A 10770-nucleotide genomic window follows, 5' to 3' on the forward strand; every position below is an offset into this window, starting at 1 on the left:
TGTGAATAACGTGGAAAATATTAAAATAAGTACAAAGCAACTGTTCTTTCTTATTATCTTTTTCGAACATGGAAGCGCTCTTGTTGTTGGTCTTGGCGGGGGAGCTGACAGGGATGCGTGGATTGCTGTTTTGCTTGGGATGTTTAGTGGGATATGTCTCTTTTTTCTCTACGATCGCCTTCACAAGTATTATCCAGATGAGCCTCTAACAAGCTATGTTCCAAAAATTCTTGGCTCATTTCTAGAGCGTATTGTAGCTGTGATGTATCTTGTCTATTTTATTTATATATCTGCACGGGTACTGCGTGATTTCGGAGAGTTTCTTATTGCATTCTCGTACGTAGATACCCCTTTATTTATCATTAGCATGCTAATGATGATAACAATAGTATATGCCGTTTATAAAGGGTTTGAAGTTATTGCTAGAACAGGGGAGCTGTTTTTTTCCCTTCTTTATTTTTTGGCTATACCTGGATTTATTTTAATCATTGCGTCAGGCCTTGTTGATTTAAGTAATTTAAAGCCGATCCTTGAAAATGGCTGGAAACCTGTATTGAAAACATTAGTAACGTCAATGATTTATTTTCCGTTTGGGGAAATGGTTGTGTTTTTAATGCTTCTTCCTTATTTAAATGATAAGTCTAAAAGTACAATAACAGGAATTTTAGCTATTTTGTTAAGCGGAATTAACTTAATGCTTACAATAGTGATTAACCTATCTGTACTTGGATTAGATCTTTTTGAGCGCTCTCAGTTTCCTTTGCTCGGAACAATCCAAAGAATTGAAGTAGCTGATTTTTTAGAGCGTCTTGATGTGTTTTTTATGGTTTATCTTATTCTTGGTGGATTCTTTAAAATTAGTATTTTCTTTTACGCTGTTTTGATTGGTACTGCAGAATTATTTAAGTTTAAAGACTATAAAAAGCTCACATATCCATTCGGCATTTTAATCCTCCTCCTTTCAATGTCAATTGCGAGCAGTTATCCTGAGCACATTAAAGAAGGAACAGGACATAATATTATTATGATTCATATTGTGCCCCAAATGCTTCCACTGCTTCTTTTAGTTATTGCTTATATTCAAAAAAAGATAAGGAAAAACAAAGAGCATAAAAGTACGCGCCTTTCGTAATGTGTGCTATAGTGACAAAGTCAAACACTTAGAAGGAGGAATTACATTGGCTAAACATCCTTTTCAATTAGAAGCCGTTTGGAACGGAGGAAGAAACAGCGACGGGCATATTGAAGCAGGGAATTTAAAGTCTTCTATTTCTATTCCAAAAGAAATGGGCGGACCTGGAATTGGGACGAATCCTGATGAAATGCTGCTTGGAGCAGCTGCAACGTGTTATGTGATAACACTTGCTGCTATGCTTGAGAGAGCAGACATTGGGGTAGAGAGTTTAACTCTTCATTCAGATGCTGTTGTGGATGTTACAAACAACATCTTTACATATGAAAGCATAACGCATAAGCCTGTTATTACCTTAAAAGCAGAATCAACTTCTCTTCAAGTTGAGAAAGCGCGTCGTCTAGCACATAAAGCAGAAGAGTCATGTATGATTTCAAGAGCTTTAGCTGGGAATGTAAAATTAGCAACAGAAGAAACTGTTCGTGTAGTTTAAAAAGTGATGAGCCCTATGTGGGGCTCATCACTTTTTTTATATCTATTGAGGAACATACGTTCTTTTGATAAGATAAAGGGAAAGCGATATTAAAGGAAGATGCTCATGAAATCGATGTATCCAAAAAAGGGACGCGTTATTTTACATATTGATGCAAATGCTTTTTTCGCCTCTGTTGAAATTGCGAACAATCCATCTTTGAGAGACAAACCAGTGGCAGTAGCAGGAACGAAGCGAAGAGGAATTATTTTAACGTGCAATTATGAAGCGAGAAAATATGGAATTTATACAACAATGCCTTTGTGGGAGGCAAGGAAGAAATGTCCAGAGCTTGCTGTTTGCACGCCTAACTTTTCTCTGTACCGAGAAGCATCTTTAAACCTTTTTACCTATTTATCAACGATAAGCTCGTTGCTTGAACCTGCTTCAATTGATGAAGGGTACTTAGACATTACAAACTGTCATGAGCTTGGTACGCCTGTGGAAATTGCTGAAAGAATTAGAAGAGACATTTTAAAAAAATATAATTTGCCTGTTTCAATCGGAATTGCACCGAACAAATTCTTAGCAAAAATGGCTTCTGATTTTAAAAAACCGCTTGGCATTACTATTTTACGAAAAAGGGATGTTCAAAAAGAGCTGTGGCCAAAGACTGTACATGAAATGCACGGAATTGGCAAAAAAACGGCTGAGAAGCTTCACAGTATTGGTATTCAAACGATAGGAGACCTTGCTCGAGAAGAAGAGAGAAAGCTATCTGCTTTACTTGGTGTTCTAGGACCACAGCTAAAAAAGCGTGCAAATGGAATAGATAAACGCCCTGTTGATCCTGATGCTGCAGCAACAGTAAAAAGCATAGGAAATTCAACAACGCTTGCCTTTAATAGTGACGATGATGAACTGCTATTAAATACGTTAAATAGTTTGTCTCAAACAGTTAGCAAACGAATGCAATTGAGAAATACCGTAACAGACGATATCCAAATTACGATACGGTACGCCAATTTCCAAACTGTAACAAGAAGTCAGCAATTGATGAATCCAATTGAGGAGAAAGAAGATATTTTTCAAGTTGCTTCTTCTTTATTTGACAAACATTGGAGTGGTTCTCCTGTACGTCTTCTTGGTGTTACAGCTCTTCGGGTTGAAGAAAAAGAGCAATCATTAAAGCAGCTTAGCTTGTTTACATATGAAAATGAAATCCAAGACGAAGAAATTTTAGATGTTGTAGAAGATATTAATAAAGAATTTGATAAGCCGCTTTTACATCGAGGAGTTCGTCATATTCAAAAATCTTCTTCTTTTGAAGAAAACTTCAAGAAAAAATATGGAGCATGGAAAAAGCGCTAAACATAATTGTTTAGCGCTTTTCTTGTTGAAGAATTTTAACGTAAGTTCTTCCGTTTTCTGTTTGAGCTTCAAGAGGAACGTTAAAAAAGGTTGATAACGTTTTAGAGGTTAAAAGCTCTTCTTTATTCCCTTGAGCATACACCTCTCCATCTTTTAACAAACAGGTTTTGTTAAAAACAGGTAAAATTTCTTCGATATGATGTGTTACATAAATTAAGGTTGGACCATCCTCAAGACATGCTAGTGTTTCAATACTTTCTAAAAATGCTTCACGTGAAAGTAAATCAAGGCCATTGCATGGCTCATCAAGAATAAGAAGCTTGGGATTTGCCATAAGAGCTCGCGCAATAAGCACCTTTTGCTTTTCGCCCTGTGAGCAGATGCCATACTCTCGGGCTGCTAGGCCCTTGATTCTAAGCATGCTCATAAGCTCAGCCGCTTTTTCAAAATCTGCTTCTTCTGTTTGATCATATAATCCAATAGAAGCGAATTTTCCGCTTACAATCACTTCCTCACAGAGCACTGTTGAAGAAAATCGTTCGCTAAGAGAGGAGCTAACAATTCCAATATGCTTGCGGAGCTCTTGTAAATTAACGCGACCAAACGATTCTCCAAGAACAGAAATACTTCCTTTTGTTGGCCAAAGATAGCCATTAATCATATTTAACAGTGTCGTTTTTCCAGAGCCATTTCGGCCAACAAGTGCCCAATGTTCACCTTCCTGTATTGTCCAGCACACATTTTTAATAATCGGCTGTTTTTGTCTGATCCATGAAATGTTGTCTAGCGAAATAATGGTATTCATTGCTGTTCCTCCTACCAAAAAATAAAGGTCTATTAGTATAGTTTACTTTATTTTCTGAATTCGTCCAGCTTACCGTTTCCAAGAAGGCTATGTTGAGTCAGTCTCCATATAGTGTGTAACTTGGATTTTTTTCCATATTGTCTTTCTTTTCATGCGTATCATCACCTTTCAAAATGGATTTATTAGTTGTGGTAGTAATAGTTAATAATCTTATCGTGCTGTTCTTTCATAATCTTTTCTACAAACTCGTTGTATTCGATTTCTTCGTTCGTATACTTCTTTTTTTTAAAAGAAATGGTAAAAAATATTAAGTTGAGCGTCATTCTTTTCACCTCCTTTCAAAGTAAAAAGCCACGAGAATACTCATGGCTTTAAACGTAATAAAGCCACAGAACATCATCCGTCCTGTGGCGTAGAATGTGAAAAGAATAAAACTTATTTCACTCCACGAAAGGTCGGATGGAATACAGAAAAACGGCAGCAAGCATGAGTATGCATAAACTTTTTCATAAGTGTCGACCTCCTTGGAATTTTTTTCTTAACGATGTAATTATATAGAAAAATCAGAAAAAGGTAAAGGTATTTTTGAAAAAATAGGCAAAAAGGGTAGAAATTATAAAAGGTTTCTAAGAAAATAGCTAAAGAGAGTATAGATGGCTAATCTCTTTTAAATCATTAAGAAGCATATGTTGTTCAGTATGTGAAAGAGGAGCAGGATCTTTAAAATTGAGGAAGCCACCTTTTTTTATTTGTTCGTAAAAAAAGTTCAGTTCATCCTTTGTATAAGACGAAGAATGAAAAATATCGTTAATTGCTCGAATATAAAACATATTTTCTTCTCTAACATAGTGTCCTGAAACAATTAAACCAGAGTATTGACTCATCTAATCTCTCCTTTCATACATATATCATTAGTATGTCCATAAAAACATAGATTAAAAAATCAAACTTTTAGAGAGGAGAGTTCGTCAAATGAAAAGAGAAGAAGGGGGTGTCAGAATGAGTGAGATTGCACTCGAAAAGCTAATCCAAGAGGATCAGTGTGATGAAGTACTTCAAGAACTAATGATTGATTATGGCCAAGATGTGCTGCAGCTTGTTTATTCATATGTGAAAAGTCGCGAAATTGCAGAAGACTTAACACAAGAGATTTTCGTGAAATGCTACAAAGCACTTCCTACATATAAAGGGCAAGCTAAAATGAAAACATGGCTATGGAGGATTGCGATTAATCACTGTAAAGATTATTTTAAAAGCTGGCACTACCGAAAAGTTATGGTATCTGAAAAACTTTCGCTTTTTTCTTCTCCTAAGCAAAAAAGTGTTGAAGAAGAAGTAATCCAAAAAAGTGAAGATGAAAGTTTAGTAAGTGTTGTCATGAATCTGCCTATAAAATATAGGGAAGTTATTTACCTTTTCTATTTTGAAGAAATGTCGCTAAAACAAATTGAAGAGCTTATTGGTATTAAACAAAATACGGTGAAAACACGCCTTAGAAGAGCAAAAGAGCTTTTAAAAGATGAATTAAAGGAGGCCGAACAATGGATGAAAAATTAGCATCCTTAAAAAAAGCGATGAAGAATACGGTTTTTAAAGATTTACAGTTTACAGATCGGCACCGTCGTGCTATTTCTTCTTCCATAAACGGGGGGGATAGTGAAAAAAATAAGATACTTTTCGCTGTGTTGCAACTTGTGAGAACAGAAAAAACCGGCATGGAAATTCTAACTGCCTTAAAGTCGCAAGCTCTTTTTGCGTTCGAAGGGAAAGAAGGGATGATGTATACATTTCTTCACGAACTTGAGAACAAACGTTGGATTGTAGGGGAATGGAAAGCTGAGCGAAAATACTACAAGTTAACGGAAACAGGAGCGAAAGTATTAGGAAAAGCAAGTGATATGAGAAAAGAAGTGAAGACTTTTGCCCAAAGTTGGAGTTTGGGAGAGTAATCAATGGATATGAAAGAAGCTTTTTTAAATCGTGTTACAGCTCATATTCGTTCTAAGGAAGCGAAAAAAGTCGTTCGACTAGAGCTTTATCAACATATGAGAGAGCTTTCTTCCTTATGGGAAGCAGAAGGAATGACGAAGGAAGAAGCAGAAAAGAAAACAATTGAACAAATGGGGAGTCCAGCTCAAATTGGGAAAAAGATGAATAAACTGCATCGACCTATTATAGATTGGTTTGCTCTTTTAACGATGATTTCCTTAATAGCATTAAGTTTCCTAACTCCTATTCTTTTTACGAAAGTTTCCTCATCAGATATGCTCAAAATGCACAGTATAGGTGTTTCAATTAGCGTATGTATTGTTGGATTGCTTATGTTTTTTAACTATGAAAAACTGAAAAATAAAGGGTTGTTCTTTTATATAGCAGGATGCGCATTTCTTCTTTATATGCATTTTTTTGGTACTATAAAAGGAAGTCGAACTTTTGTTAGTATTGGTCCTGTTTTTTCAAGTGCTTATATCACATTTCCTCTTTTTCTTCTTTCATGGGCTTCATTTACGGTACGGAACAGGATGTCTTTTCTGGCATCAAGTTTTTTACTTGTGTTTCCGTTTTTTATGTTTATTCAGATGGGGTACTATGGACCTTCTCTTCTTTATGTCCTGCTTGCCTTATGTTTAACAGGAGCAGGGAAGTGGAACAGAAAGGGAAGCCATCTTTCTATATGGTTTGTTGTGTTGATTTTGTCAGCTTACGCTGCATCCTTGCTAAGAGGTACAACGTTATCAAAGGTTATAGACTTATGGAGAGAAAAACCATACCAGCTTTTTTCGGAATCATTTTATTTATTAAGCAGAGCAGGCTGGTTTGGAAATGGAGTTTTACCTTCAACAGTAGAACTCAATACAAAATATTATGTTGATTTAATCTTTGTACCTCTTACGTACATGTATGGGTGGCTTTTTAGTCTATTCTTATTATTTCTTATGAGCTTTCTGCTTTTTCGAATGTACCGAACGTTTATTGGAACAAGGGAACCGTTTGGACGAGCTTTAACACTTGGCGTTATTCTTCTTTATGGAGTGACATGTGTATGGGGCCTGCTTATGGGAATGGGAAAAGTACCGTTTCTAAACGTCTCTGTGCCATTTGTTAGCTATGGTGTTATCTCATTTATGATTAATGCGTCCTTCATCGGCTTTGTTCTTAGCGTTTATCGGTGGAAGAATATAAACAGTTTGAAAGAGTAGTTTCATAGGGTTTCAAATTGAATCATGCTAAGGTAGAAGGAAGAAATACTTAATCAAGGGCTGGAAAGGGATGAGATGTATGTACGATATGATTATTGTCGGTGGCGATTTAACGGGACTTGCAGCAGCGAAAGCGTTTCATGAAAGAGAAGAAGGAGCGCGTGTCTTGATTCTTGCTCAAAGTGCTGAGGAAGCTTACTCAGAAAATAACATGATTGATACAGAAATCTATGCGTGCAAAAATACGGTAGAACAAAATCTCGTGAAACAAGGGCATGAAGAGCTATACCGATTTTGTGATCAGCACAGCATTCCTTATAAAAAATGTGGCAAGCTTATTGTAGCAAAAGACGAAAAGGAAGTAGAACTTCTTCACTTTTTACAAAAAAACAATGAAGATAGTACAGTTCTTTCACAAGAGGAGCTTTTCGAACAAGAGCCTTTTGCGCTTGGTGTAGGCGCCCTTTATATTCCATCCGCAGGCATTGTTGATTATAAAAAAGTTTCCTTAGCACTTTTACAAGAGGTAAAAGAAAGTGGAGCGGAAATACGATATGATGAAAAAGTGAAAAGCATTGTGGAAGGGAAGAAATCGGTTGTAGTAGAAACGAACAATGGAGCTTACTATTCCAAAAAGTATATCAATTGTGAAGAATCTCAAAGTGACAAAGTCGCAAAATTAAGCGACTACTATACGGATATAGAGAAGTTTCCGTTACAGAGACAGTACTATTCTGTTGAAGAAGCAAAACTTCAGCATATTGTGTCACCTGTGCCATCTGCTCTTGCCCCTTTTTTAAATATTTATGTAGCCCCGACGTTTAACGGCGGGATGGAAGTAGGTTCGTCCATAAATGAGGATCATGATAAAGGAAATATAAAAGAGTTTATTTCGAATATATCAAGTATCAGAAAAGCTTCTTCTTACAAAGGAATGATCGGAACATATAAAAAAGCGATGAAGGATGTAGGCTCCGAAGAGTATTTCTTAGAGCAGGTGCAAACCGTTATTCCTTCCATTTCTAGAGAAGATCTTATACCGCGTTTTACAGAGCAGGATCAAGCTGTTATTACAACAGATGGTCAGTTCCGAGAAGGCTTCTTTTTCATTAATGGGGAGTGTTCTGCTCATGTTGTGCAAATACCATACTATGGAAAAAAAGCCTCTTTCGCTATTGGTCAGTATTTAGTGAACCAAGTGTATGTGCCTACACTTCTCTCTTAAAGAAAGAGCCCGTGACATGACACGGGCTTATTTTAACAAAGTCCGAATTTCTTTAGGATTATAGTTGTATTCAAAGAAAAGGGTTCGGTTTTCATCAGTAAATACCATAAGGAGCGGTTTTTCACGCTCGCCAAAAATAATAATAACTTCGTCAACAAGGTCGTCCATCCATTCATTTCTAATGGAAACAGCTGGATCAAGGGGAATCCGCACTAACGCTCCTTTTCGAGGAAGCGGGCTTACTTTTTTGCTTAATAAAGTTATGGAACGGATGCTTTTTTCTGCTTCTTTTTGCAATACCTTATTTGTTGGTGTAATTTTAACAACTTTACTTTGAGTAAGATCGAAAACTTCCACATTCTTATTTGAGGATGTGAAAGAATCTGAAAATCCAGTTAGAAATATAGAGAAAATAACAAGATAAACAGCAATTTTCTTGCTCATTTATTTTTCGCTCCTTTCTTTTTTTGAAAGAGCCGTTTTATATAAATTTTTCTTCTTGTTTATACTTCCCACTACATAAAGTTTTACGAAAGGTAATAAAGGGTTATAGAGTAAAAAAAGAGAAGGTTCGTTTTAATTAAAGTAACTTTAGCAATATTTATATAGGATTTTTATATTGACTTGTTGAATAATATAAAAATATAACCTGTTAAGCATGCACGATAAAAATGTAAAGGAGAGAAAAAAATTGATACGCTTACTGCAGATTGCTTATGATATGCCGTGGTTAGTGGAGTGCAGCGAACAGCTTGCCCGGGCGCATGAAGAAGTTTTTCATTCGCTTGCTACAATAGGACAAGAATCGGTTCCTTCTTTTAATCAGGAACAGTTTTTAGATCACATAAAGAAGTGGGTTTTAGAAACTTTTTCATACATAGAAAATGTTAATAATTACGAAGAAAACCAAAATTCAGAAAGGGAACAAGAAGTTTTAAATTACTTTAAATATTTGGAAGACAATCATCTTCCACATTTTTATGTGATGGTTGAATGTCTTGTTCGTGAAATAGGAAAGGATCTTTATTTTCTTCATTCGGCTGGATTTTCTGAAGAAGAAAGAAACGTTATCTTTTACACATACAAAGAAGAGCAAGAGATCATTCAAAATGAAGCAGAAGTAGCAAATTGGCAAGGATAGGATGGTTCACCACCTTTTTTGTATAAAGGACAATGCCTCTTTATGATACACTTTACTCAATGGTAAAGTTAAGGAGGCGTTAGATTGACTAACTTTGCAGCAAACGTCTTTTTTTATGAAAAGCGTAAAGATCATCTTGCCAAACTTACGGCAATTTGCGATAGTATTGAAGGTTTTCCTCTAGATTATACGGCAGAAAGTTTGCTTGATATCGAACTTTTATATAGAGAGATAGAGAAAAAAGAAAAATGGTCCATCTTTCAAACGTCAAAAGAAGAGTTTGAGGAAATGATGTTTGTATACTTTGGTGAAGTTGTGATTGAATCTCTGACCGGTGCTGAATGGGTGATAGCAGAGCATCCTCTTTTGCAAGGCGAACAGGTGATGGGGATTGAGTATAATGCATATGCAATTTATGCTACGGCTGGTTTTGAAGACTTAAACGATCAGCCTCTTCATCACTTGTTTTATGAGTATGAACGGTTTACAAGAAGAAAAGCTATATAAACGATAAAAAAAGGGTAGTCATGAAAAAATGACTACCCTCTTTTTATTGTTACTTTGTATAAAAAGAGTGAAAGGAGGGATAAAGATGGCAAATACAATTTTACAAACACGCAAGCTTCGACTCGTATTTTTAGAAGGGACAAATGAGAAAGGAAATCCGATTTATGCTTTTAAAACGTACAATACAAAAGCTAGCAGCACGGAAGATCAGTTGTACAAAGCAGCGAATTCTCTTGCTTCTTTACAATCGCTTCCGCTAGAAAGAGTAGAACAAAACGACGTTCATTTTATTGTTGAATAATAAGGGGGAACCATAATGGAGAAAACGCTAAGTATGCAGTTTTTAAATGAGAGTGGAAAATCGGTTAGTATCTCTTTGCAGCACCCTAGAGAAAATGTGACAGAAGACGAGATTAAAGCAGTGATGGAGGAACTTATTTTACAGAACATATTTAGTTCACAAGGTGGAGATTTTAAAGAGGTAAAAGGAGCTCAAATTGTGAGTCGAGAAGTAACAGAGCTTATCGTTTAAAAAAAACGCCAAGCGCTGCTAAAAACATATTTGGACTGACCCCATGAAGTGAGACAAATAAAAAACACCTTTTCGTTAAAGATCGGATACAAATGACCGAACTATAACGTGGAGGTGTTTTTTCTATGGGAACAAGAGTAAGTTATCCAGTAGAAGTGAAAATGAAGGCGATTGAAATGAGGTTAGCAGGCGTGCCTGTAAAAGAAGTCATGGAAACCTTACAGATTCGGAATCGTACCCAACTGAAAACCTGGATGAGATGGTATAAGAATGGAGAGATGAAGCGACTAGAACAGCCTGTTGGAAAACAATATACTTATGGGAAAGGACCGCATTCTCAAGATGCATTCGCTAAATTAGAAGCTGAAAATCGATATTTAAAACA

At 36.1% G+C, this 10770-nt stretch carries 15 protein-coding genes and 1 pseudogene; 12 read left to right on the forward strand and 4 right to left on the reverse strand.

The genetic code is table 11. The features are described from left to right. Window positions 1–10: 10 nt before the first annotated feature. From BM012_RS06725 to BM012_RS06735, 3 genes are all read left to right on the forward strand, one after another. Window positions 11–1132 (forward strand): GerAB/ArcD/ProY family transporter, encoded by a 1122-nt coding sequence (locus BM012_RS06725; protein ID WP_061803791.1) that lies wholly within the window; start codon window positions 11–13, stop codon window positions 1130–1132. 46 nt (window positions 1133–1178) lie between these two features. Continuing rightward, window positions 1179–1625 carry an OsmC family protein gene (locus BM012_RS06730; RefSeq protein WP_061803792.1) on the forward strand — a complete coding sequence of 149 codons (447 nt, stop codon included), beginning with the start codon at window positions 1179–1181 and terminating at the stop codon, window positions 1623–1625. 105 nt (window positions 1626–1730) lie between these two features. Further along, window positions 1731–2975 carry a DNA polymerase IV gene (locus BM012_RS06735; RefSeq protein ID WP_061803793.1) on the forward strand — a complete coding sequence of 415 codons (1245 nt, stop codon included), beginning with the start codon at window positions 1731–1733 and terminating at the stop codon, window positions 2973–2975. 10 nt (window positions 2976–2985) lie between these two features. On the opposite strand, the gene BM012_RS06740 is transcribed toward BM012_RS06735, so the two are convergent. From BM012_RS06740 to BM012_RS06750, 3 genes are all read right to left on the reverse strand, one after another. Continuing rightward, window positions 2986–3780, reverse strand: coding sequence for an ABC transporter ATP-binding protein (locus tag BM012_RS06740; RefSeq protein ID WP_061803794.1), 795 nt, complete (start codon window positions 3778–3780; stop codon window positions 2986–2988). A gap of 182 nt (window positions 3781–3962) precedes the next feature. After that, the gene (locus BM012_RS06745) at window positions 3963–4103 is read right to left on the reverse strand and encodes a YrzI family small protein (protein ID WP_082802547.1); all 141 of its coding nucleotides are present in this window, start codon (window positions 4101–4103) and stop codon (window positions 3963–3965) included. A gap of 315 nt (window positions 4104–4418) precedes the next feature. After that, the gene (locus tag BM012_RS06750) at window positions 4419–4664 is read right to left on the reverse strand and encodes a hypothetical protein (protein ID WP_019393292.1); all 246 of its coding nucleotides are present in this window, start codon (window positions 4662–4664) and stop codon (window positions 4419–4421) included. 115 nt (window positions 4665–4779) lie between these two features. Here BM012_RS06750 and BM012_RS06755 point away from each other — a divergent pair, with 115 nt between their 5' ends. The 4 genes from BM012_RS06755 (at window position 4780) to BM012_RS06770 (ending at window position 8205) form a co-directional block, all read left to right on the forward strand. Further along, on the forward strand, window positions 4780–5337 hold the full coding sequence (locus BM012_RS06755) for a sigma-70 family RNA polymerase sigma factor (protein WP_061803845.1): 558 nt from the start codon (window positions 4780–4782) through the stop codon (window positions 5335–5337). Beyond that, window positions 5322–5729 carry a PadR family transcriptional regulator gene (locus BM012_RS06760; protein WP_061803795.1) on the forward strand — a complete coding sequence of 136 codons (408 nt, stop codon included), beginning with the start codon at window positions 5322–5324 and terminating at the stop codon, window positions 5727–5729. The genes BM012_RS06755 and BM012_RS06760 overlap by 16 nt, the downstream gene beginning before the upstream one ends. 3 nt (window positions 5730–5732) lie before the next feature. After that, entirely contained in the window at window positions 5733–6980 is a 1248-nt protein-coding gene (locus BM012_RS06765) for an FtsW/RodA/SpoVE family cell cycle protein (RefSeq protein WP_061803796.1), read from the forward strand. Between the two features lie 79 nt (window positions 6981–7059). Next, entirely contained in the window at window positions 7060–8205 is a 1146-nt protein-coding gene (locus tag BM012_RS06770) for an FAD-dependent oxidoreductase (protein ID WP_061803797.1), read from the forward strand. 27 nt (window positions 8206–8232) lie between these two features. On the opposite strand, the gene BM012_RS06775 is transcribed toward BM012_RS06770, so the two are convergent. Beyond that, entirely contained in the window at window positions 8233–8649 is a 417-nt protein-coding gene (locus BM012_RS06775; protein WP_061803798.1) for a hypothetical protein, read from the reverse strand. Window positions 8650–8896: 247 nt separating this feature from the next. Between BM012_RS06775 and BM012_RS06780 the strand changes: the two genes are divergently transcribed. The 5 genes and pseudogenes from BM012_RS06780 to BM012_RS06800 form a co-directional block, all read left to right on the forward strand. After that, on the forward strand, window positions 8897–9346 hold the full coding sequence (locus BM012_RS06780) for a hypothetical protein (RefSeq protein WP_061803799.1): 450 nt from the start codon (window positions 8897–8899) through the stop codon (window positions 9344–9346). A gap of 84 nt (window positions 9347–9430) precedes the next feature. Further along, a complete protein-coding gene (locus BM012_RS06785; protein ID WP_061803800.1) occupies window positions 9431–9853 on the forward strand; it encodes a hypothetical protein in 423 nt (140 codons plus the stop codon). 85 nt (window positions 9854–9938) lie between these two features. Further along, entirely contained in the window at window positions 9939–10154 is a 216-nt protein-coding gene (locus tag BM012_RS06790; RefSeq protein ID WP_061803801.1) for a DUF1659 domain-containing protein, read from the forward strand. Between the two features lie 15 nt (window positions 10155–10169). Continuing rightward, window positions 10170–10385, forward strand: a complete 216-nt coding sequence (locus BM012_RS06795) for a DUF2922 domain-containing protein (protein ID WP_061803802.1) — start codon at window positions 10170–10172, stop codon at window positions 10383–10385. 125 nt (window positions 10386–10510) lie between these two features. Continuing rightward, a pseudogene (locus BM012_RS06800) lies at window positions 10511–10770 on the forward strand (helix-turn-helix domain-containing protein); the annotation flags it as partial.

This window comes from Priestia endophytica DSM 13796 (assembly GCF_900115845.1).
GTDB classification, from domain to species: domain Bacteria; phylum Bacillota; class Bacilli; order Bacillales; family Bacillaceae_H; genus Bacillus_I; species Bacillus_I endophytica.